Genomic DNA, 22,449 nt, shown 5'->3' with positions numbered 1-22,449 from the left:
CGCCAGACCACAGGCAATAAAAAACGAGGGGAGCTGTTGCTCCCCTCGTGCTATCTGGCTGATGCCGTATTCCGTCGGTGCGGACTTAATTGGTGCGGATGCTTAATTGGTACGAAATAGCGCCTCGATGGAGAGCCCCTGGCTCAGCAGGATCTCCCGCAGACGGCGCAGCCCCTCCACCTGGATCTGGCGTACCCGCTCGCGGGTCAGGCCAATCTCGGCCCCCACATCCTCGAGGGTAGCGGGCTCGTAGCCCAGCAGACCGAAACGACGGGCCAGCACTTCCCGCTGCTTGGGATTGAGCTCCTCCAGCCAGTGGACAATGCTGCTACGCATATCATCTTCCTGTGACTCCAGCTCAGGCCCCATGCCGCGCTCGTCGGAGAGCACATCCAGCAACGCCTTGTCGCGATCGCCACCAATGGGGGTGTCCACCGAGGTGATCTTCTCGTTGAGCTTGAGCATGCGATTCACATCGTCCACCGAACGATCCAGCGCGAAGGCGATATCCTCGGCGGTCGGTTCATGATCGAGACGGTGAGAGAGTTCGCGCGCGGTGCGCAGGTAAACGTTTAACTCCTTGACCACATGAATGGGCAGACGGATGGTACGGGTCTGGTTCATGATGGCCCGCTCGATGGTCTGGCGGATCCACCAGGTGGCATAGGTAGAGAAACGGAAGCCGCGCTCGGGGTCGAACTTCTCGACCGCGCGGATAAGACCGAGGTTGCCCTCTTCGATGAGATCCAGCAGCACCAGGCCACGGTTGTTGTAACGGCGGGCGATTTTCACCACCAGTCGCAGGTTGGACTCGATCATGCGCTTGCGGGCGGCTTTGTCACCCCGCAAGGCACGACGGGCGTAGTAGACTTCCTCTTCGGCAGTGAGCAGCGGGGAGAAGCCAATCTCCCCCAGATAGAGTTGCGTGGCATCCATCACCTTGTTCAGCTCAGGTGCCAGCAACTCATCGGAGATAGTCTCGTCCGCCTCGGCGGCTACCTCCTGCAACTCTTCTACCTCGTGAGATTCGGGTTCAGCGTCAAACTCTAACTCTGCATCCTGCATTACCAGTTGTTCTTGGCTCATGGTGTGTCTCCCTGACGTTACCAGAGTAAGACGGTCTCTCTGGGGTTAACGCTTTGGCAAATAGCTCATCGGATTGATCGACTTGCCTCTGTACCGGATCTCGAAATGCAATCGCACATCCGGCGCGTCCGTGCTACCCATGTTGGCAATGACCGAGCCCCCCTTGACGCTGTCACCTTCCTTCACCCGCAACTCGTCGTTGTGTGCGTAAGCGGAGAGATAGTCATCATCATGCTTGAGGATAATCAGCTTGCCGTACCCCCTTAAAGCACTGCCAGCGTATACCACTTTACCGCTGCTGGCGGCGTAGACGGGTTGCCCCTTCTGGCCGGCTATGTCGATCCCCTTGTTACCCTGTTCTGCAACAGAGAACCCCTCGACAATCCGGCCTTTTGCGGGCCAGTGCCAAGCAAGTCTCGACTGGGAGTTGTTTGTTTTTTGTTCTTTGGATTGAGCGTATTCCTTCGGTGCTGCCGGAGCAACGGATTTCTGAGAGATGAACGGCGTGGTCTGACCAGATCCACTCGGCTCGGCCAACGGACGCGGACCGCTGCTCGGACGGCTCACGGCCACCGGCGTCACGGTTGCCGGACGAGTCGCAGCCACCATCTGGGTCGAACCGCCGCCTGCGGTCTGGACATTGAGCACCTGACCCGGTTGCAGCGCATAGGGGGCGCTCAGGTTGTTGCTCTGGGCCAGCGCCTGCGGCGTCATGCCGAACTGGCGGCCGATGCTGCTCAGGGTATCGCCGCGGCGCACCTCATAGGTACCGGCACTGCGGCTGCTGCCAACACTGGCGCTGGAACCATCGAGCCGCAGTCGCTGCCCCGGATAGATGTTGTAGGGCGGGCTGATGTTGTTGAGGCTGGCCAGCGACGGCACGTCGTTGCCGGAGTTGAAGGCGATGGAGTAGAGAGTATCGCCCCGTTTCACCACATAGCTGCCGCCCTGAATGGGGGCGCTGACCTGGGCACCGCTTTGGCGAGCCGGAATGGTCGAGACAAACTGCCCCTCATCAACACCATCTACCGGAGCTGTATTTTTACTGGAGGAGCAGGCAAGCAGCAGCCATGACAACACCACGACACTGCTTCCTTGCCAAATACGCGAACGCATAATGGATCCTTAACGACTAAACCAGAAATAGGCCACCACGGCCAGACCAATACAGAGCCAACCGAGCACATCTACGTAGTGCATCAGTTTGCGTTCCATCTTCTCGCCACCCCAGCGCATCAGGCCCGCAACCAGGAAAAAGCGCATGCCACGACCGATGAGGGAGGTGATGATGAAGGGCAGCAGAGCCATTTGCAACAACCCTGCCGTCACGGTAAACACCTTGTAGGGGATAGGGGTGAAGCTGGCAATGAAAATGACCCAGATCCCCCACTGCTCAAACCAGTTGCGAGCGATTTCGATCTTGTCCTGATAGCCCACAGACTCCACCAGTGGCAGCACGACCGGATCCCACAGGGCATAGCCAAGGGCATAGCCAAACAGGGCACCCAGCACAGAGAAGACGGTAGCCAGCGTGGCGTAGTGCCACGCCTTGTGGGGCTTGGCGAGCGCCATCGGCGCCAGCATCACATCCACCGGGATCGGCCAGAATACCGACTCGATGAAAGCGGTGATGGAGAGATACCAGGGCGCATGCTTGTGGCGAGCCCACTGCATCACCAGTACGTACAAACGGGAAAACAACTTCACTCAACATCTCCGTCAATCAGGGGAACAAAACGTACCGGCTCCAGAATACGGCTGGTCAGCTGGGATCCGGATCGTTCGATCAGTTGCAGGGTTTGCTGGCTATCACCCACGGGCAACACCAGTCGGCCCCCTTCGGCCAGCTGATCGGTCAGTGCCGTCGGGATCTCGCTCGCCGCGGCCGTCACCAGAATGGCGTCATAAGGCCCCTTGTTGGGCCACCCCAGCCAGCCGTTGCCGTGCTTGGCCGAGACATTGTGCAGATCGAGCTGGCGTAGTCGGCGTCTGGCCTGGAACTGCAGCGACTTGATCCGCTCCACGGTATAAACATGCTCCACCAGATGGGCGAGGATCGCCGTCTGGTAGCCCGAGCCAGTGCCAATCTCCAGCACATGGGCCGGATTGTTTTGCATCAGCAACTCGGTCATTCGCGCCACCATATAGGGCTGCGAAATGGTCTGGCCGTGGCCAATGGGCAGGGCGGTGTTGTCCCACGCCTTGTGCGCCATGGCCTCGTCCACGAACAGCTGGCGCGGCACTTTCGCGATGGTCGCCAGCACGCGAAAATCGCGAATATCCTGCGCAATGAGCTGATTTAACAGGCGCTGTACTATCACACCACCCTCATCCCTGCAGATCTAACCAAGCCCCCAGACCGGCGAGACTGTCATAGGCAGTCATATCGATGGTCAGGGGGGTAATCGAGACATAGCCCTGCTCGATGGCAGCAAAATCGGTACCGTCACCGGCATCCTGCTGGCTACCGGGGGGGCCGATCCAGTAGATGGGCTGGCCACGGGGATCCTCGGTGCAGATCACCGACTCCGCCCGGTGGCGGTTGCCAAGGCGGGTGGTCTTGATCCCCTTGATCTGCTCGAGGGGCAAGTCCGGCACGTTGACGTTGAGGATCTGATCGGCAGGCAGGGGGTGTTTCATCAGCCCCTTCACCAGCAGGGCCGCATAGTGGGCCGCCGTGGCGAAGTGGGTCTTGCCTACCAGCGAGATGGCGATGGAGGGGTAGCCAAGATGGCGCCCCTCGGTGGCCGCGGCGACCGTCCCCGAGTAGATGACATCATCCCCCAGGTTGGCGCCGTGGTTGATGCCGGCCACCACCATGTCGGGTTCAGGACGCACCAGCTCGTTGACCGCCAGATGCACGCAGTCGGTCGGCGTCCCCTTCACCGCATAGCTCTCGCACCCATTAAAGCCGTTTTCTGCAATGCGGGTAACCCGCAGCGGTACTTCCAGCGTCAGGGAGTGACTCGCGCCGCTGCGGTTGCGATCCGGCGCCACCACAATGACCTCGCCGCAGGCACGCAGCGCCTCGCTGAGGGCACGAATGCCCTCGGCATGCACACCATCATCATTACTGACCAGAATTCGCATCGGTCTGATTCCTGAAACCGTGATCGGCCTCTTCGGCCTGCATTAATTCGCGCACCACGCTGGTGGCAAACGCGCCCGCCGGCAGGAAGAAGGAGAGGGTCAGCGCCTCGCCGTCCAGCTGCCAGCTCATCTGCTCCGGCTTGAGCAGCAGGGGACGCCTGTCCTGATCCAGCCCGGCTTTCTCCAGCCCGTCACACCAATCGCTGTAAGGGGCCAGCACGCCCTGTTCGAACTCGGCAGCGGCACCCTGACTGGCCAGACGGCCACGGCCCCACTGGGGCGCGGTGAGCTGCACATCGCCGGAGGCGAGACGCGCTTCCAGCTCGGGGGTCAGCACCTCTTCACTGAAGATGGAGTGGCTGCCCTTGAGCATCACGCAATCACCGGCCAGCAGCTGATGGGCCAGCCCCTGCTCGATACGAGCGCTGACAATGGCGTTGAACAGCATGCTGCGGGCGGCAGAGAGGTAGAGAGAGCGCTTGTTGCGATCCTTGATCCGCTTGCCGGCAAACATCGCCTTGGCCGCTTCCAGGTTGTTGCCATCGCGGCCAAAACGCTGCTCACCATAGTAATTGGGTACGCCCTGAGTGGCGATGGCCTGCAGGCGCGCTTCCAGCCCGTCGGCCTGTTCCAGACCGGTGAGACGCAGGGTGAAATGGTTGCCCTTGAGGTAGCCGACCCGCAATTTGCGGTTGTGACGCCTGGCTTGCAGGAGCTGGATGCTGTCGCTCTCGATGACCGACAAGTCCGGCTCGGCCTTGCCCGGCAGGTGAATGCCGAACCACTGCTCGGTCACCGCGTGACGATCTTTCAGGCCCGCCCAGGTCACCGCATTGCGGTTGACTCCGGCCGCATCGGCCAGCAGACCCGCTACCCAGGCGGTGTTTTCGCCGGTTTTGCGCACCCGGACGAAGATGTGCTCCCCTTCACCGCAAGGCTCAAACCCGAGATCTTCATTGACCACGAAGTCGGCGGCCTCGGCCTTGAGGATACCGCGGGCAGTGGGCGCCCCGTGCAGATAGGCAAGTTGTTCCAGCATTATTGTTTCACCAGTAGGACGACGGCTTCGGTGGCGATTCCTTCCTTGCGCCCCGTAAACCCAAGCTGTTCGGTGGTGGTCGCCTTGACGTTCACCCGGTTCAAATCACATTGCAGATCGGCGGCCAGCACGGCGCACATGGCGTCGATATGGGGCGCCATTTTGGGGGCTTGGGCGATGATGGTCACATCCAGGTTGCCGATGGCATAACCCGCCTTCTGTACCCGGGCAAAGACATCCCGCAGCAGGATGCGACTGTCGATCCCCTTGAACTCGGCAGCGGTATCGGGGAAGTGGCGACCGATGTCACCGGCACCGATGGCCCCCAGCAGGGCATCGCTCACCGCGTGCAGCACCACATCGCCGTCAGAGTGGGCAACCAGCCCCTGCTCGTAGGGAACCGGCACGCCACCCAGCATGCAGGGGCCAACACCACCAAATTTATGAACATCAAAACCATGACCAATGCGCATCATCAGCGGCAACCTCCCAACATGCTGAAACCAACCCCATCAATTTTGTGTACGTCCACACCATGTCCAATCCGGATCATGCTAACTCCTTGTTCGGGCCTGTTTGTTCGAGACACTCTGCTCTGAACGGTCTGTTCTGACTGAGGGGCTTATGCCTGCTGGCTTAAAAACAGCCCCGCCAGCGACAAGTCTTCCGGCCGGGTCACTTTGATATTGTCGGCGCGCCCCTCCACCATCCGCACCGTGAATCCGGCCCGCTCCATGGCGGAGGCCTCGTCGGTGATGGTGGCGCCCAGCAGCAGCCCCTCTTCCAGCGCCCGCTTCAGGGCACGGGTCGGGAACATCTGCGGCGTCAGGGCATGCCAGAGCTGCTCGCGCTCGACGGTGGCGATGATATTGCCCTCCCCATCGGAGCGCTTCATGGTATCGCGCACCCGACTGCCGAGAATGGCGCCGCCACAGCCCATGGCCGCGACAATCAGCGCATCGAGATCGCCGTGAGTCAGGCAGGGACGGGCCGCATCGTGCACCAGCACCCACTCCCCTTGCGCCACATGGAGGCCATTGAGGACGGAAAAGGCGCGCTCGGCGCCTCCCTCGACCCGCACAATGCGCGGGTCGGCCGCAACGGACAGGGCCTCGAACCAGCGGTCATGGGGCGCCAGCGCCACGATCACCTGGGCGATGGCCGGGTGGGAGAGCAGCCGCTCCAGGGTATGTTCGAGAATGGTTTTACCCGCCAGTTGCAGGTACTGCTTGGGGCAATCGGCCCCCATTCGGCTGCCGATACCGGCGGCAGGGACGATCGCCGTCAGGCCGGATACCCGGCTGGCATCAGTCATCGTAGGGCTCATCGTCCGGCGCTGTCTCTTTGTCTTTCTCTTTGGGGATGATCCGGTAGAAGGTCTCCCCCTGCTTGATGTAACCCAGATCGTTGCGCGACAACTCCTCGATGGCCTCGAGGCCAGAGGTGAGATCATCTATCTCGCGGTAAATGAGGTCGTTACGATCCTTGAGAGTCTGGTTGTCCCGCTGTTGTTGCGAGATGGCCTCCGACAGGTTCTGGTAATCGGATAGCCCGTTCTTCCCCAGCCAGAGGTCATATTGCAGTCCCCCCAGCAGGAGGATCAGGATCAGGGTGAATAGCCGCATGCACTAGGTCTCCTTCAGGCGGCCTAGTGTCCCATATTCGGTGCCAAGACAAAAGAAAGCGAGCACCCGGGAGCCACTGGCCGAACATAAAAAAGTGCCCAAGAGTGAATCAGATAGCACAAAGCCCCGCCAAACCGGTGCAAGGATAGCCAACCAGGGCGCTCCTTGTCCGGGGGCGGGGCTCTCAAGCAGAAAGCGGTAAGGGGGATCAGTTCACCGCGACCGGCTCTCCCGCGCTCTCGGCCGGAGTGTTGTACTCCTCCTCGGCATCGCGGAAACGCTCCAGCATCGCTTTTGAGGGCGCCTCGCCCAGCAGACTGCCCACCACAATGGCCAGCAGTGCGAACAGGAAGCCCGGAATGATCTCATACAGCCCCAGCCAGCCGAACTGCTTCCAGACGATGACGGTGATAGCACCGACCAGCATGCCGGCCAGCGCGCCGTTGCGGGTCATCCGCGGCCACAGCACCGAGAGCAGCACCACGGGACCAAAGGCGGCACCGAAACCGGCCCAGGCGTAGCTCACCAGCCCCAGCACCCGGTTTTCCGGATTCATGGCAACGGCGATGGCAATCACCGCGATCAGCAGCACCATCAGGCGACCCACCCACACCAGCTCACGCTGGGAAGCGTTCTTGCGCAGGAAGGGTTTGTAGAGATCCTCTGTGATGGCGCTGGAGCAGACCAGTAATTGACAACTTAGAGTGCTCATCACCGCCGCCAGAATGGCGGAGAGCAGCACACCGGCGATCCAGGGGTTGAACAGGATTTTGGAAAGCTCGATAAAGACCCGTTCCGGGTTGCCGGTCACCCCAGCCGCCACTTCCGGGAAGCGGGCGAAGTAGGCCAGACCGAAGAAGCCGATGGCCACCGCACCAGCGAGGCAGAACACCATCCAGGTCATGCTGATACGGCGGGCATTGGCCATGGAGTGGTGGGAATCCGCCGCCATGAAACGGGCCAGAATGTGGGGCTGACCGAAGTAACCAAGGCCCCAGGCCATCAGCGAGACAATGGCGATCACATCCAGATTTTTGAACATGTCGAGGTTGGTAGCGCTCTTGGCGGCCACCTCGATCATGGCGCTGTCCACCCCGCCGACGGCGATGATGACGAAGACCGGGGTCAGGATCAGGGCGAAGATCATCAGGGTTGCCTGCACAGTGTCGGTCCAACTCACCGCGAGGAAGCCGCCGAAGAAGGTGTAGGTAATGGTGGCGGCGGCACCGACCCAGAGGGCGGTGTTGTAATCCATGCCGAAGGTGCTCTCGAACAGACGGGCACCGGCCACCACGCCGGAGGCGCAATAGATGGTGAAGAAGAGCAGGATCACCAGCGCCGAGAGGATGCGCAGCACCTTGCTGTGATCTTCAAAGCGATAGGTGAAATAGTCCGGCAGGGTCAGGGCGTTGCGGTTCTTCTCGGTATGCACCCGCAGGCGACCCGCTACCCAGCGCCAGTTGAGGTAGGCGCCGATGACCAGACCGATGGCGATCCAGCTCTCGGAGATGCCGCTGACGAAGACGGCGCCGGGCAGGCCCATCAGCAGCCAGCCGCTCATGTCGGAGGCGCCGGCAGAGAGAGCGGTCACCCAGCTCCCCATTCGGCGGCCGCCCAGAATGTAGTCATCAAAGTTGCGGGTGGCGCGATAGGCGACGAAGCCGATCAACACCATTCCGAGGATATACACCAGGAAGGTGATTAACATGGGGGTGCTAGCTGTCATGCAAAACTCCGTTTTGTGTCATTTTCTGCCCGCTCTGGTGACGGGCTCATCCCTAAAAAACCGGCCTAGCTTAATCAGCCGTTCGCGCCAGCTCAACCACTTTTAACAAACACAAAACACAATAAAAACCTTTGCGCATCAAATCATCTGCCGCATCAAGAGGATGGCGCCAGATTTCCTGCCGTGGCCGTGACGGTCATCTCGCAGCGCCAGCCGCTACTGAGCGTTATGTTTTCACATTTTGTTACTATCCATTTTTTTACAAGCCAGCGCCCCGCTCCTACACTCCCCGCCCTGTCTCATCACACCAGTCAGAGGTCGGCACCATGTCATCTCATCTGTCACACCTGCGAACCCTCGCCCGCCGCCTTCATCCGGTGGAGGAGTCGGGTCATCTCATCCGACGGGCCAAGTATGTGGGGCGTCTCTGGCTCAATCCTGGCGCCCGCGCCCTCTATCGCCAGCAGCAGGAGCAACCGCTGCTGGCGCAGGCGATCAGCCGCTTCCCCGATATTCTGGAAAAGCCGATCCACCCCTATCGCCACAAGGGGCTCCGCAAGCGCCTGCGAGCCGGGCTTATCAGCGGCCACTACCAGCAGCTGGCACGTCAGCTGCCCAAGGCGCAACAACTGGCAATCTACAGCGGGCGCGGCCTGCTGCTGGCCCAGTGGCAGAGCGACAAGCTGACGGCCCCCCTCACCCTGCAACTGGATTACCAAACCCACATGGGCAAAGAGGGGGAGATGAGCCTTACCCTCAAGCTGGGTGACGCGGCGCTCTATTACATGGCTCTCAATCTGCGCCCCGCGCCGAACCCGACCCTCGAGATCTGTTCGCTGCAGGGCGGCAAGGGGCAGAGCGAGGAGATCAAGCAGGTCACCAAGGCGTGCGGCGGGCTGCGCCCCATGTCCCTGCTGGTCTATATGGCCGCCGAGCTGGCCCGGGGGTTGGCGTGCAAGAGCCTACTCGGGATCCGTACCCAAAGCCACGTCTACCAGAGCAGCAAGCGCACCGCCGATCGGGTCAAGTTCGACCTCGACGGCTTGTGGCAGGAGCATCAGGGCTGCGTGCAAGATGAACTCTGGATGAGCCTGCCGCTGGAAGTGCCCCGCAAGACGCTGGAGGAGATCCCCTCACGCAAGCGGGCCAGCTACAAGGCGCGCTATCAGCTGCTCGATCAGCTCGGCAGCGAGCTGCAGGCAAATCTGCTGCGAAGCTGAGTCAGCGCAGCAGAAACACAAAGGGCGAACAGCATGCTGTTCGCCCTTTGTCGTGACGGGAATTTGCCGTTAGCGGTTGATCGCCATCGGCATGCCGTTGCGCTGCTCCAGCGCCTGCTTCACCAGTTGGGAGTCGCTGTCGGCGTGGGCAATGAAGCGGGTCACCGCCGGGGTCATCGGCAGCGGTGCCGGCAGCTTGGAGTTGAACTCCTCTTCGCTGCGCGACAGCGGCTGGTGCACTTCCAGATAGCGGACGCCGTTGGGCTCGAGAGAGGCCTTGATCGGCTGGTTGACGAACTGGACGCGGGTACCGACCGGTACCTGCTTGAACAGATAGGCGATGTCATCGTTGCGCAGGCGCACACAGCCGTGGCTCACCCGCAGGCCGATGCCGAAGTTGGCGTTGGTACCGTGGATGGCATACATCTTGCCGATGTAGAGGGCAAACAGACCCATGGGGTTGTCAGGGCCGGCCGGCCATACCGCAGGCAGGCTCTCGCCACGGGCGGCATATTCGGCATGCATCTTGGCGGTCGGGGTCCAGGTCGGGCCCGCTTTCTTGCGCTGCACGCTGGTCACCCAGTTTTCCGGAGTATCGGTGCCGAGCTGGCCGATGCCGATGGGCAGCACTTCCACCACTTTTTTACCCTTGGGGTAGTAGTAGAGGCGCATCTCGGCCACGTTCAGCACGATCCCTTCACGGGGTGCATCCGGCAGGATCAGTTGCTGGGGGATCACCAGCTTCTCGCCGGTCTGTACCAGCAGGGGATCCGCATCGGGGTTGGCTTCGGTCATGTTGGTGAGCCCCAGCTGGAATTTGGCCGCAATGGCCTCCAGCGGCTGGCCGTTCTCTTCGGCCGGAACCACGTATTCCAGATTTTCCCCTACCAGACGGCTGTTGGCCGCAGGCAGAGCATATTCAACAGCGAAAACCGGCGCAGCGGTCAGCAGCAGGCTGTAGCAGAGTGTTGCCACACTATTGCGAAGGAGCTTCATAACTTTCCCATGATGATGACTTGAAGTGACGTCTCTGGGCTGGCAGCTGATCAAGAGGGGATCAGGGGCGCGAAGAGAAGGCCGCCATTTTTCTCCTCTGCACGGCAAATTTCAACTGACAAGTGGCGACGGGTCGATGATTAATATGCGGTTTTTTCCGCGTCCCCGACCCGCCCGGTTTCCCTGTTTATCCCCGTTGCCAGGCACGCATATCGTAACCTGTGGGAGATTGATGCAACCGCAGATGAAATTGCTCAATGATGGCGAAGATATGGTCGAAAATATCGGCCTGGATCCCTTCGTAATCGGCCCATGCGGTGGTCGCGGTAAAGCAGTAAATTTCCAGCGGCAAACCGTCTGACGTGGGTGCCAGCTGGCGCACCATCAGGGTCATGTCTTTGCGAATGCCGGGGTGGGCACGCAGGTAAGCATCCAGATAGGCGCGCAGGGTGCCGAGGTTGGTGAGGTGACGGCCGTTGATGGGGCAGCTCAGGGCATCGCTCAGCTGCTGATTGTAGGCACTCAGCTCCTGCTCCTTGCGGCTCAGATAGGGTGCCAGCAGTTGGGCCTGCTTGAGCTGCAACTGCTCCTCGGCCGTCAGAAAACGCACGCTGGTCATGTCGATATTGACGCTGCGCTTGATGCGGCGGCCGCCCGACTCGGTCATCCCCTGCCAGTTCTTGAAAGAGTCGGAGATCAGGGCATAGGTGGGAATGGTGGTAATGGTCTTGTCCCAGTTCGACACCTTGACCGTAGTAAGGCCGATGTCGGTCACCTCACCATCGGCGCCGTACTTGTCCATCTGCAGCCAGTCACCGACGCTCAGCATCCGGTTGGCGGAGAGCTGGATCCCCGCCACCAGCCCGAGGATAGGGTCCTTGAACACCAGCATCAGCACTGCGGTCATGGCACCCAGACCGCTGAACAGGAACAGCGGCGACTTGCCGAGCAGCAGGGCGATCATCAGGATGCCCACCAGAATGCTGCCTACCAGCTTGGCCCCCTGGAAGATGCCGCGCAGGGGCAAATCCCGACCAAGGCGGGTGTAACGGCTCACCGACAACAGACAGTCGAGCAGGGCGAAGAAGGCCAACAGCAGGAACAGCAAAATCCAGAGCTGGGCCACCATCTCGATAAGCTTGAGGCTATCCGATTGGCGGGGCAGCCAGATCTCCGCCTGACCGAGCAGCACGGCCCCCTGCAACACGAAAGCGAGCCGGTTGAAGAGGCGCTGTTGCAGCTGGGGCGGCAGCCACACCTGCTTGGCCTTGCCGAGGATCCCCACCAGCCGGACCAGCAACACCCGGTGCAGCGCCATGTGCAGCAGCAACGAGGTGATGACGATAAAACCCAGCGCGATCACCAGCGCCATCAGGTTGGTCACTTCCACCCCAAGGCCAGACAACCAGTTAAAAAACGCCTCTTTCATTGCTCTCTCCCGAACCGGGCAGCCCGCTGGCTGCAAAAACAGTGGTGGTCAGGGTACCGCTCCCCTCCCCCATGTCAAATCGGCGTACGCCAGAAATGACAACGCCCGGCACAGGCCGGGCGTTGTTTCAAAGCGAGGCTGACTTAGCAGACCAGGCTCAGGGCATCGCGGGCGATGACCAGCTCTTCGTTGGTCGGGATCACCATGGCGCAACGGCTGTCGGCGGTGGTGATGCGACCTTCGCCACCCAGTACTGCGGCGTTGTTGGCCTCTTTGTCCACCTTGAAGCCGAACAGGGCGAGACGGTTCAGCACCATCTCGCGCACCATGGCGGCGTTCTCACCGATACCGCCGGTAAAGACCACGGCGTCCAGACGACCGTCCATCGCAGCGGCGTAGGCGCCGACATACTTGGCCACACGGTAGGTGAAGACATCCAGCGCACGCTTGGCACCGGCGTCGGTGGCGTAGTTGGTGGTGACGTAGCGGCAATCGCTGCTCGCTTCGGTCATCCCCAACAGACCGGACTCACGGGTCAGGGTGTGGTTGATCTGCTCAACGCTGTAACCGAGCTGGTCGTGCATGAAGAAGACCACGGCCGGATCGATATCACCGGAGCGGGTACCCATCGCCAGACCTTCCAGAGGAGTCAGACCCATGGAGGTGTCAACGGATTCGCCGTTCTTGATGGCGCAGACAGAGGCACCGTTACCCAGGTGGCAGTTGATGATGTTCAGTTCATTCAACGGCTTGCCCAGCTCTTTTGCGGCTTCTTCCGCGATGTAGCGGTGAGAAGTACCGTGGGCACCGTAACGACGGATGCCGTGTTCGCGGTAGAGCTTGTGCGGCAGCGCATAGAGGTATGCCTCTTGCGGCAGAGTCTGGTGGAAGGCGGTGTCGAACACGGCCACGTTCTTCTCGGACAGCTGCGGGAACACTTTCAGCGCGGCGCGAATACCGATGAGGTGGGCCGGGTTGTGCAGCGGGGCGAACGGAATGGCGGCTTCGATACCGGCGATCACGCCGTCATCAATGCGCACGGAGCGGGAGAACTGCTCGCCACCGTGTACGATTCGGTGACCGATGGCCACCAGTTGCTCGGCAAGAGTCGGATCCTGCGGCAGGATGTGACCCACGATATGGTCGAGGGCCTCCTGGTGAGCGGCACCCGCTCCCAGCATGGCTTCGCCCTTGACCCCGTGGAGTTTCCATTTGATACGTGCATCATCCAGATTGAAGCATTCGGCCAGGCCGGACAGCATGTCCTCACCTGTTTCGGCGTCCATTACGGCAAATTTCAGGGAAGAGCTACCGCAGTTAAGGATCAATACCAACTTGCTCATTTTCTACATCTTCCTGTGCTTCGGCTTTATGCCGACAGTGTCGTGTCATCCAAAAGAGGATGGGATTCCCCTGCCGGGGGCTTATGGTCGCAGGAGGGTGCGTCCAATTTTTCAATTCTTGCTCTTGAAAGAGTCATCGCAACCTGTGGTGCGTATCACTGGTTTCAATTCTTGCTCTTGAAAGAGTCATCGCAACCTGTGGTGCGTATCACTGGTTTCAATGCTTGCGAGCCTCAACGCATCAGCTGCGCAGGGCTCGCCTCAATGGGAGTGCTCAGGCGATAGCCAGCAGATCCTTGTGTACCTTGACCACCAGCTTCTTCACCTTGGCGGGCTGGTTGAAGGTACAGAGCGGGCGGTGCAGCTCGCCCGGCCAGAAGATGACGAAATCGCCCGGTTGCAGCGCCAGATAAGTGGTCTGCTCGTCATCGACAAACCAGAGGTCGGGATGGGGATGGTCGGCGCCGTCGCTCACGTAGTCGTGGGGGCCCACACCTATCCACTCTTCACCGCGCAGCAGCAACTGGATATCGAGATACTGCTCATGGAATTCGCCACGGCGATCCGCGGCTGGCTCGGTCAGATCCTCGCTCACCAAACAGAACAGGTTGATGCCATCGATCTCGGTCTTGCCGAGCGGAGCGTCACCCCAGTGCGCCACGCTCTTCAGCACCTCGGCCATAATGCGGGCCAGCGGGGCGGGCAGCGGCGTCCGCTGCAGGGTGTTCAGGCTACCGGTGATCATGGCGTCTGTTTCCTGTTAGGTATATCTGGGCGGCATCTTTGCCAGCCAATGAAAAAGGACCTGTGACAGGTCCTTCGATAATGCCGTCTGCAATCCGTGCAAACCGGTTTAGAGCTTTTGCTCATGTTCAGCTATATGGGCACTGTTACACACTCGTCAGCACCTTGCCAAGAGACATAATCCCATTTTCATAGTGATCGTACCAGCTGAAACCATATTATTCACCACCCTTTCCCCCTCGACTTTGACCAGACGCAAAAACGGGCGCATCAGCGCCCGTTTTTTTCGCAAAACCGTTTAACAACCGGTTTCATTCAAGCCTTTTGGGCATTTTCCACCGGTTTGGCGTACATGGCCCGCCAGATCGCCTTGTGCTCTTCCGGCACCTCTGACTGACGGGTCAGGAAGGCCGCCTGCTCGATGGTATTGGCCTTGCCGGAGACATCTGCCGCCAGATAGTTGCTGGGGAAGAGGTGGTAGCTGCTCCAGATCGCCTTGTCGATCAGCGCGGCCAGTTCGTCCGGATCGCTGAAGCCCTCGGTGATCGGCGCGCCGAAGGAGACATGTACCCGCCCCTTCATGCCGACGATACCGGCGACGATACTCTCGATATCCTCGAACTCGCCCTTCTCATAGCTGCCGTTGACCGACTTCTCGTAGAGCTCGCGCGCCTTCGCCTTGTCGGTCGGGTCCAGCTCGTAGCTGATGCTGACCGGCACGATATTGAGGCTGCGCATGTAGTCGACGAAGTCGATCTTCTGCTTCTTGCCGTCGACGTAGAACATCTTGAGGATGGCGGGATCGGTCTTGTCATCGCCATTCTTGGCGCGCCCTTCCTTCTGGGCAATCCAGATGGAGTGACCTTCGTGGACCGAGTTGCCAATATAGGCAGACAGCTCGCCGAGCGCCTTCATCATCTCCCGCGGCCCCTTGGCGGAGCGTTTGACGATAAAGCTCTTGTTGAGCTTCATCAGCTCGGTGGCGCAGGGTTTGCGCAGCAGGTTGTCACCAATGGCGATGCGCACGGTATCGAAACCGTGGGTGTGCAGCCCCCAGTTGACGAACGCCGGATCCATGGCGATGTCTCTGTGGTTGGAGACAAACAGATAGCCCTGCTCTTTCTTCAGATGCTCGATCCCGGAGAAGGTCACCCCCTTGGTGGAGGTGGCGATCATGCGGGACATGTACCGGGTGACCCCCATCTGGACCTGATGCACAGTGGTCACTTTTGACCATTTGCGGCGCAGGAACAGGCGGATCATCGGGCGGATGGCCCAACCCAGCCAGCTCATCAGGGAACCGAAACGATACTTGGCGATGGCGCCGATAAATTCATCATCCTGGATCAGCCGTTCGATGGCTGCCGGCACTTCTTCATCGCGGTAGGGGCGAATGTCCGCGAATCTATCTACTTCAGTCACAATGTCAGCCTTGCATGCTAGGAAACCGCAGCCAACCCGCGTTGGCCGGGGAAAATTCAGGGCGCAATTTTACACGCTTTTATGGCAAGGGGTATGAGACAAGCATGAATAGTGAGATCTGACCAGTTTATTAATCAGCTGCCAGTGCCAGCGCGACCGCCGCTTCGGCATGGATGGCAGTGGTGTCGTAGAGCGGCACCGCCGCCCGGGCATCGCCCACCAGCAGGGCAATCTCGGTACAGCCGAGGATCACCGCCTCGGCGCCAGCGGCCGCCAGCCCCTCGATAATAGCCAGATACTCGGCCCGCGATGATTCACGGATCTCCCCCAGACAGAGCTCGTCATAAATGATCCTGTGTACCCGCTCCCGCCCGGCCTCATCAGGTACCAGCACCGCCAACCCGAAGCGCTCCTGCAAGCGCCCCTTGTAAAAATCCTGCTCCATGGTGAAGCGAGTGCCGAGCAGGCCGACCCGGGTTATCCCGTCCGCCCGCAATTTGGCCGCGGTGGCATCGGCGATATGGAGCAGCGGGATATCGATGGCCGCCTCTATCTCGGGGGCCACCTTGTGCATGGTGTTGGTGCCGATCAGCAAGAAATCGGCGCCGCCATCCTGCAACTTGCGCGCCTCCGCCGCCAACAGGCGGGCGGTAGCGGGCCAGTCACCGGCATGCTGCAGCCGCTCGATAGCGGCAAAGTCGACACTGTTGAGCAGCACCCGCGCCGAGTGCAAACCACCTAGCTGTGCGCGCACCCCACGGTTGAGCGCCTGATAGTAACTGACGGTGGACTCCCAGCTCATGCCACCCAGCAGACCGATACATTTCATAGGAACTCCTTTAATCCCAAGGGAGGGCAGAACCACGCTACCTTGCAGGCAAGGTCACGCGGGCGAGATAAAAAAGGCCCCGCAGGGCCAACAAGACAGCCGGTAAAGGCACGGGTCAACCCCGGACTAAATCCAGATCATCCCGACACAGGCGGCCGTCGCCAGCCCCATGCCCAGATTGAAACGCCGCCAACCCCGGGCGGTGCGAATGATTTGCCGCACCTGGGCACCAAAAAGCACCCAGAACGCCCCGGTGTAGAGGCCGGTAATAAAGAAGATCACCAATACCCAGAGCGCGGAGGGCCAGTAAGCCTCCCCCGCCAGGGTGAAACCGCTGATGGCGGAGAGCGCCATCATCCATGCCTTGGGGTTGAGCAGTTGCAGCATGGCCCCCTGATGAGCGGGAATGAGCGGCCGGTTGCCCTCGGCCGGGCCGCTGGCGGTCGCCACCTTCCACGCCAGCCAGAGCAGATAAGCCGAGCCGATAAGCTTGAGGCCATCGTGCAGCAGCGGCACCTTCTCGAACACCACGCCAAGTCCCAGCGCGGTAGCGAGGATCATCAGATTGATCCCCCCCACCACCCCCACCAGCAGGGGAATCGTGCGGCGAAACCCCTGCGCCGCGCCGGCGCTGGTGAGCAACATATTGTTGGGCCCCGGCGTGCCGCAGGTAACCAGAGCAAACCCCGCCAGGGGCAGTAACCAGCTCAGATCCATCTCAACCTCTTGTCGATACAACGCCCCCGTTATGGGGAAAGCCTTCTAATATGCAGAGCCAACCCCTTGGCGACAAGTCAGAAATGCCTCTTTCTCGGCCACCTCCCCCATCAGCGCAACACGGCTCAATACCAGAGCATCACCACGCAGAGCGCCGTCAGCAGACCGAGAAAACCGTTGAGTCGCCGCCAGCCCCGACCCGAGCTGATCCAGTTGCTCAGCTGATGGCCGAACAGTACCCAGACAAAGCAGACCGGCAGGGCCACCAGCACAAACATGACCATCACCGCCAGCTGACTCGACCAGTAACTGGCGCCGGGCAGGCTGAACAGACTGATGGCGGAGATCCCCATCATCCACGCCTTGGGGTTGAGGAACTGAAAGCCCAGCCCCTCCAGCATGGTCAGCGGACGGGCGCGCCGGGCCGGATCCCCCGGCGCCCCAGCCACCGCGATACGCCACGCCAGCCAAAGCAGATAGAGGCTGCCGAAGATCTGCAAACCGAGCCGTAGCAGGGGCCAGCGCTCGAACAGCGGATAAAGCCCCAGCGCCAGCACCAGTTGCAACACCGGCTGCCCCAGCCCCACCCCGAGCAGATGTGGCAGAGTGCGACGCACCCCGAAGTTGGCGCCGGAGGCCGTCAACATCAGGTTGTTGGGCCCCGGCGTACCGCAGGTGAGTACGGCAAAACCGAACAGGGTGACATACCACTCCATCGTCATATTGTGACTCCTTACTCGCCACATTGTATCGATACAATGTGTGCTATTTGGTTGTTGTCAGGTTGAAATTCACGCTATATTGACAACAATTTTTGATCAATGGATTTATTGTCACCATGACAATCTGGACACCCGACCTTGCGGCCTTCGATGGCCCCCTCTACCTCAAGCTGGTCAAAGCGATCGAACAAGGGATCGTGAATGGCGAGCTGCCACCGCAGACCCGATTGCCCACCCACCGATCCCTGGCGGATCGTCTGGGTGTCACCGTCGGCACCGTCACCCGCGCCTACAGCGAGGCGGAGCGGCGCGGCCTGCTTGCCGCCCGGGTGGGCCACGGCACCTGGGTCAAGGGAGCGAACACGGATCCCGCCAATGAGTGGGTGATCCGCCAGGAGGAGGGGCATCGCATCGAGCTGTGGCAGAACCTGCCGGTACAGCTGGATCGGGCGGCCATCATTCGCCCCATGCTGGGGGAAGTGGCGGACGGGGATCTCAACGCCCTGCTCGGCTACGACAAGGAGGCGGGACGACCGGATCAGCGCCAGCAGTTCGTCAATTGGCTGGCGGAGCAAGGGGTGGCCTGCGGTGAGGATCGCCTGCTGTTCAGCCACGGCGCCCAGCACGGCATCATGCTGGCGCTGCTGGCTACCAATTGCGTGGGGGAAACCATCCTGTGCGAAGGGCTGAGCTACCCCGGCATGCTGGGCAACGCTCGCCAACTGAAGAATCAGGTGGTGGGACTGGCGATGGACGAGGAGGGGCTGCTGCCCGAAGCGCTGGACGCCGCCTGCCGCACCCGCCGGGCCAAGCTGCTCTACCTCACGCCAACCCTGCAAAACCCCACCACCGCCATCATGAGTCTGGCGCGGCGGGAGGCCATCGTCGCCATCGCCCGTCGCCACGATCTGCTGATCATCGAGGATGACGTCAACGGCCTGCTGCCCCAGCAACCGGTGATCCCTCTGGTCAATCTGGCGCCGGAGCGGGTCATCTATCTGGGCAGTCTGGCCAAGATCGCCTGCGGCGGCCTGCGGGTCGGCTTCGTACTCACGCCCTCCACCCTGCGCAGCGCCTTCGCCCAGACCATGCGACTGTCGAGCTGGATGGTGAGCCCGCTGCTGATCGAGCTCGCCTGCAAAATGGTCAGTCAGCGCCAGATCATGCCGCTGGTCGAGCAGCAGCGGGAGATCCTCAAGCGCCGTGGCGAACTGCTGCGCCACCTGCTGCCCGCCGCCCGCTGGCAGCCGGGCAGCATGCACGCCTGGCTGCCGCTGCCTGAACCCTGGCGCAGCCAGCAGTTTGCTGCCGCCGCCGATGCCCTTGACGTTGGCGTGGCGAGCGGGGAACACTTCGCCGCCGGTCAGTTTGCCGCTCCGCAGGGGGTGCGCCTGAGCCTGAGTCAACCCGCCACCGACGCCCGGGTCGGCGAGGGGCTGGCCCGTCTGGCCCAACTGCTGCAGGGGACGCCCCCCAGCAATCCCCTGCTATAGTCAGGGCCAGCCGACCTGACCTTCACGCTTCATCGTCATTGCCAAGGAGATGCCGTGCCCCCCATCAGAGCCGCCCTGCTGCTTGCCACCCTGTTGTTGGGTGGCTGCGCCTCGTCAACGACCCACCAGCAGCTGGGGGCCGCGCTCAATGGATTGGAAGGGGAGTTGCAACGACTGGAAGAGGAGCTGGCGGCGATGAACGGCCTGCACTATCAAAAGGCGATCGATGCACCGCTCAGTTTGCGCCGCGCACTCGGGGCGCCGCAGCCCACCCCAGAGGGGCTGGTGCCGGTGGCCAGCAAACTGGAGGATGGGCCAATCCTGCGCTATCAATACCGACTGCCAGCGGGGATGGCGAGCCTGCCCCAGGACAACCTCTGCCAGCGCTACGAGTTCGAGCTGCGCCATCTGGGCCGCCTCGGCAAACTGGAATTGAGCTGGCTGGGGGAACAGGGCAAGGGGTCGCGGCTGATCCGCCAGAGCGACTGCCCCTTCGGGACGCAGGTCCGCCCTCTGCAATAACAGGTTGCCGCCCTGAGAGGTGGCATAACCGATTGAAATAACAGCCCATAGTGCGCCTTCCAGCACCCTGCTGGCTACTGTCAGCTTTTCACTCAGCGAGTGCTGTGCCTATGTTCCTCTTGGGTCTACCATAATCAACCTAATGGTTTGCTCACAGGAAGTACCTGCATGACGATACTGCTGCTCGAAGAGGATCCCCTGCTCCGTAGCGCCATCACCCGGGAACTGACCGAACAGGGGGTACCCGCCGACCGGATCCACTACCACAGCCATCCAAACCACGAGCGCAGTGGCCTGCTGGCCCTGCTGCAACAGCACGCCTTCGATGCCATCATCTGTCAGCAGGACAAGCAGCAGGATCTTGACGGAGCCCGGCTGCTGCACGAAGCGCACTATCTCAGCCTGCTGCAACCCGGTTGTGTATTGCTGCTGCTCGATGCTGATCAGAGCGAGCAGGAGTTTCTCCCCTCGGATCTCTACTTCTCACTCTATCTGCCCCTCCCCTTCATGACCCAGCAGCTCACCGCGGTGCTCGGCCAGTTGGTGAAGTTAAGCAACCTGACCCGCACGCTGGCCGCCCCCATTCTGCTGCGGGAGTGGCAACTGGCTACCGCCCTCTGTGAAGACCTGCTGTTTCAACGGGAGAATCGCTCGCTGACCCCCTGGCTGGATCGGCTCAAGGGCTATCTGCTGCTGCAATCGACCGAGCGGATCACTGCCGCCCAGCACTATGCCCTCTGTGCCAACGAATATCAGGCGAGCTGGCCAAGGGCCGGGCTCTTCTACGCCATGCTGGGGCTCGGCAAATTGCAGAGCGCCCAGACCGACTTGCAGCGCCATCAGGCCAGCGTCTCGATGGCCACCCGGCTTGAGCTGCAACTCGCCAGCCAGCTGCATCAGCATCACTGGCTGGCGGCCTGGGAGACCATGGGAGAGCTGCTGCAGATCCGCCCCCATCAGCCGCGCTGGCATCAGCTGGCGATGTTGCTCGGGCTGGTGCTGCAAGATGAGGAGAAGGTGCTGGAGCAGGCCAACAGCCTGACCCTGCGCCACTTCGGCGAGCAGCGCGTCCGGCTCGCCATCGACAGCTTCATGCTCAATGCCAGTCTGGCGGTGCTGTGGCGCGCGCCCTCCAGCAACCGGATCCGCTCCCTGCAACAGGAGTGGGAGCACCTCAAGCGCACCGTCCACCTGCAACCCCACGAATATGAGCTGCTGCAGGCGTTGATGCTGGGGCTGGATTACCGCTTCGACGAGGCGCTGATCCTGATTGCCCACCACCAGCCGGATGAGGGGAGCGACAACCACCTCACCCTGCTGCTCGGCTTTGCGGTCAGCCAGTTCTGCGGTTTGCCCCACCACGCCCAGCGCTACCTGACCCAGCTGACCCAATACCGCGTCAGGGTGGCGCCCCACCCGCTCACCCGCCAGCTGTTCCACCATCTGGTGGCCGAGCTGGGCCAGCGTCTGACGGCGAGAGAGCAGCGGCTGAGCGAACTGCGCAAGCTGCGCCACAAGGCGATGCAGGCCAGCCAATATCAGACAGCCCTGCAAGCGGGCTTGCAGCTGCTGGAGGAGTTCCCCGCCCTGCCGGGCGATGCCTGGCAACTGCTGGAGCTGCTGCAACACTGCTGGCCTGCGGGTATGGCCGCTCCCAGGGTGGCGCTGCTGGTCGATACCCTGGAGCGGCGCCTCAAGCACAGCCCCGCGTTTCTCGATCAGCATGCCCGGCAGTACCAGCGCACCCTGCAGGAGATCCGCACCCATCTGCAGCCGCACCTCTCCGGCAGCGGCCCCTCCTGTCTTGTCGCAGGACAGCCCGAGCCGTGATGATGCTGGCGGCGTGCAAACCGGCATTGTCGGCAAAGCCAATATAGAGAGAGGGGAGCCTTGGCTCCCCTCTCTCTATATTGGTTCTCTGTCAGCTGATGGCGATGAGCGTTGGGCTCAAACCAGCGCATCACTCTCCAGCGCCGCCTTGAGAAAATCTTTCCAGCTGATGATGCCGACCAGAGCGCCATTCTCCAGCACCGGCAGGCAGGAGACCCCCTTCTCCAGCATCAGCTTGACGCCGTCGCGCACGGTGAGATGGGGAGCGATGGTGACGAGCTGACGACTCATGATCTGGTGGGCCCGCTTGTTGAGGGTTTCGGTATCGCGGCTCATCTCGGCTTCGGAGTCGAGATAGGGGCTGATGGCGCGGAACAGATCCCGATCCGAGATGACCCCCACCAGCTCCTCCTCTTCCAGCACCAGCAGGTGGCGAAAGTGTGCCTGCTCGAAGATATCCCTGATGACTCGGAGTCGATCATCCATTGAAACGGTGGCGACCCGGGTCGTCATAATATCCCTGATATGCATGCTAACCTCCCGTAACCAAACTGGTTTCTCTGTTATGGCATGTTTTTGCAGCGCCAGCCAGTGGCCAGCCCTTCGCTACAGTGCA

Annotated in this window: 23 protein-coding genes; 4 read left to right on the top strand and 19 right to left on the bottom strand. The window is 61.3% G+C overall.

The genetic code is table 11. The annotated features are described in order from the left end of the window. Nucleotides 1–102 precede the first annotated feature (102 nt). The 10 genes from rpoS to putP form a co-directional block, all read right to left on the bottom strand. The gene (gene rpoS, locus ACTG2T_RS13635; RefSeq protein ID WP_005335504.1) at nucleotides 103–1,086 is read right to left on the bottom strand and encodes an RNA polymerase sigma factor RpoS; all 984 of its coding nucleotides are present in this window, start codon (nucleotides 1,084–1,086) and stop codon (nucleotides 103–105) included. 45 nt (nucleotides 1,087–1,131) lie between these two features. Then, the gene (locus ACTG2T_RS13630; RefSeq protein ID WP_330125364.1) at nucleotides 1,132–2,202 is read right to left on the bottom strand and encodes a LysM peptidoglycan-binding domain-containing protein; all 1,071 of its coding nucleotides are present in this window, start codon (nucleotides 2,200–2,202) and stop codon (nucleotides 1,132–1,134) included. 9 nt (nucleotides 2,203–2,211) lie between these two features. Further along, nucleotides 2,212–2,793: a YqaA family protein gene (locus ACTG2T_RS13625; RefSeq protein WP_005354505.1), complete on the bottom strand. Its 582-nt coding sequence runs from the start codon at nucleotides 2,791–2,793 to the stop codon at nucleotides 2,212–2,214. Then, a complete protein-coding gene (locus ACTG2T_RS13620; RefSeq protein WP_005335507.1) occupies nucleotides 2,790–3,407 on the bottom strand; it encodes a protein-L-isoaspartate(D-aspartate) O-methyltransferase in 618 nt (205 codons plus the stop codon). The genes ACTG2T_RS13625 and ACTG2T_RS13620 overlap by 4 nt, the downstream gene beginning before the upstream one ends. Before the next feature lie 7 nt (nucleotides 3,408–3,414). Beyond that, nucleotides 3,415–4,176, bottom strand: a complete 762-nt coding sequence (gene surE, locus ACTG2T_RS13615) for a 5'/3'-nucleotidase SurE (protein ID WP_040068372.1) — start codon at nucleotides 4,174–4,176, stop codon at nucleotides 3,415–3,417. After that, nucleotides 4,157–5,215: a tRNA pseudouridine(13) synthase TruD gene (gene truD / locus ACTG2T_RS13610; RefSeq protein ID WP_330125363.1), complete on the bottom strand. Its 1,059-nt coding sequence runs from the start codon at nucleotides 5,213–5,215 to the stop codon at nucleotides 4,157–4,159. Before truD ends, surE begins: the two co-directional genes overlap by 20 nt. Then, a complete protein-coding gene (gene ispF / locus ACTG2T_RS13605; protein ID WP_005335518.1) occupies nucleotides 5,215–5,691 on the bottom strand; it encodes a 2-C-methyl-D-erythritol 2,4-cyclodiphosphate synthase in 477 nt (158 codons plus the stop codon). Before ispF ends, truD begins: the two co-directional genes overlap by 1 nt. Nucleotides 5,692–5,837: 146 nt before the next feature. Continuing rightward, on the bottom strand, nucleotides 5,838–6,530 hold the full coding sequence (ispD, locus tag ACTG2T_RS13600; protein ID WP_330125362.1) for a 2-C-methyl-D-erythritol 4-phosphate cytidylyltransferase: 693 nt from the start codon (nucleotides 6,528–6,530) through the stop codon (nucleotides 5,838–5,840). Beyond that, nucleotides 6,523–6,840, bottom strand: coding sequence for a cell division protein FtsB (gene ftsB / locus ACTG2T_RS13595; protein WP_005335520.1), 318 nt, complete (start codon nucleotides 6,838–6,840; stop codon nucleotides 6,523–6,525). The genes ispD and ftsB overlap by 8 nt, the downstream gene beginning before the upstream one ends. 208 nt (nucleotides 6,841–7,048) lie before the next feature. Next, entirely contained in the window at nucleotides 7,049–8,566 is a 1,518-nt protein-coding gene (gene putP, locus ACTG2T_RS13590; protein ID WP_005354514.1) for a sodium/proline symporter PutP, read from the bottom strand. A gap of 326 nt (nucleotides 8,567–8,892) precedes the next feature. Between putP and ACTG2T_RS13585 the strand changes: the two genes are divergently transcribed. After that, nucleotides 8,893–9,786, top strand: a complete 894-nt coding sequence (locus tag ACTG2T_RS13585; protein ID WP_043821627.1) for a VirK/YbjX family protein — start codon at nucleotides 8,893–8,895, stop codon at nucleotides 9,784–9,786. A gap of 69 nt (nucleotides 9,787–9,855) precedes the next feature. Here ACTG2T_RS13585 and ACTG2T_RS13580 read toward each other — a convergent pair whose 3' ends face one another. From ACTG2T_RS13580 to ACTG2T_RS13545, 8 genes are all read right to left on the bottom strand, one after another. After that, nucleotides 9,856–10,782: a L,D-transpeptidase family protein gene (locus tag ACTG2T_RS13580; RefSeq protein WP_005354531.1), complete on the bottom strand. Its 927-nt coding sequence runs from the start codon at nucleotides 10,780–10,782 to the stop codon at nucleotides 9,856–9,858. 187 nt (nucleotides 10,783–10,969) lie between these two features. Next, nucleotides 10,970–12,211 carry a mechanosensitive ion channel family protein gene (locus tag ACTG2T_RS13575; protein ID WP_040068363.1) on the bottom strand — a complete coding sequence of 414 codons (1,242 nt, stop codon included), beginning with the start codon at nucleotides 12,209–12,211 and terminating at the stop codon, nucleotides 10,970–10,972. A 143-nt stretch (nucleotides 12,212–12,354) separates the two neighbouring features. Further along, nucleotides 12,355–13,554 carry an acetate kinase gene (locus tag ACTG2T_RS13570; protein ID WP_005354534.1) on the bottom strand — a complete coding sequence of 400 codons (1,200 nt, stop codon included), beginning with the start codon at nucleotides 13,552–13,554 and terminating at the stop codon, nucleotides 12,355–12,357. A gap of 274 nt (nucleotides 13,555–13,828) precedes the next feature. Beyond that, nucleotides 13,829–14,299 (bottom strand): YhcH/YjgK/YiaL family protein, encoded by a 471-nt coding sequence (locus tag ACTG2T_RS13565; RefSeq protein WP_330125361.1) that lies wholly within the window; start codon nucleotides 14,297–14,299, stop codon nucleotides 13,829–13,831. Nucleotides 14,300–14,613: 314 nt separating this feature from the next. After that, entirely contained in the window at nucleotides 14,614–15,720 is a 1,107-nt protein-coding gene (locus ACTG2T_RS13560) for a 1-acyl-sn-glycerol-3-phosphate acyltransferase (RefSeq protein WP_042084524.1), read from the bottom strand. Nucleotides 15,721–15,850: 130 nt separating this feature from the next. After that, nucleotides 15,851–16,549: an aspartate/glutamate racemase family protein gene (locus tag ACTG2T_RS13555; RefSeq protein ID WP_202005962.1), complete on the bottom strand. Its 699-nt coding sequence runs from the start codon at nucleotides 16,547–16,549 to the stop codon at nucleotides 15,851–15,853. Nucleotides 16,550–16,675: 126 nt separating this feature from the next. Next, a complete protein-coding gene (locus ACTG2T_RS13550; protein WP_330125360.1) occupies nucleotides 16,676–17,266 on the bottom strand; it encodes a LysE family translocator in 591 nt (196 codons plus the stop codon). Nucleotides 17,267–17,391: 125 nt separating this feature from the next. Beyond that, entirely contained in the window at nucleotides 17,392–17,988 is a 597-nt protein-coding gene (locus ACTG2T_RS13545; RefSeq protein WP_204385090.1) for a LysE family translocator, read from the bottom strand. 116 nt (nucleotides 17,989–18,104) lie between these two features. Here ACTG2T_RS13545 and ACTG2T_RS13540 point away from each other — a divergent pair, with 116 nt between their 5' ends. The 3 genes from ACTG2T_RS13540 (at nucleotide 18,105) to ACTG2T_RS13530 (ending at nucleotide 21,833) form a co-directional block, all read left to right on the top strand. Further along, nucleotides 18,105–19,481, top strand: a complete 1,377-nt coding sequence (locus tag ACTG2T_RS13540) for an aminotransferase-like domain-containing protein (RefSeq protein ID WP_330125359.1) — start codon at nucleotides 18,105–18,107, stop codon at nucleotides 19,479–19,481. A 54-nt stretch (nucleotides 19,482–19,535) separates the two neighbouring features. Continuing rightward, a complete protein-coding gene (locus tag ACTG2T_RS13535; protein WP_330125358.1) occupies nucleotides 19,536–20,003 on the top strand; it encodes a hypothetical protein in 468 nt (155 codons plus the stop codon). A gap of 168 nt (nucleotides 20,004–20,171) precedes the next feature. Next, nucleotides 20,172–21,833, top strand: a complete 1,662-nt coding sequence (locus ACTG2T_RS13530) for a hypothetical protein (protein WP_330125357.1) — start codon at nucleotides 20,172–20,174, stop codon at nucleotides 21,831–21,833. 117 nt (nucleotides 21,834–21,950) lie between these two features. Here ACTG2T_RS13530 and ACTG2T_RS13525 read toward each other — a convergent pair whose 3' ends face one another. After that, complete coding sequence (locus tag ACTG2T_RS13525; protein ID WP_040068349.1) at nucleotides 21,951–22,364, bottom strand: CBS domain-containing protein; 414 nt, start codon at nucleotides 22,362–22,364, stop codon at nucleotides 21,951–21,953. Nucleotides 22,365–22,449: the final 85 nt, after the last annotated feature.

This window comes from Aeromonas sp. 75A (genome assembly GCF_051919425.1).
GTDB lineage: Bacteria > Pseudomonadota > Gammaproteobacteria > Enterobacterales > Aeromonadaceae > Aeromonas > Aeromonas veronii.
Note: the sequence above shows the minus strand (reverse complement) of the source record. Positions and strands in the feature narration are given on the sequence as shown.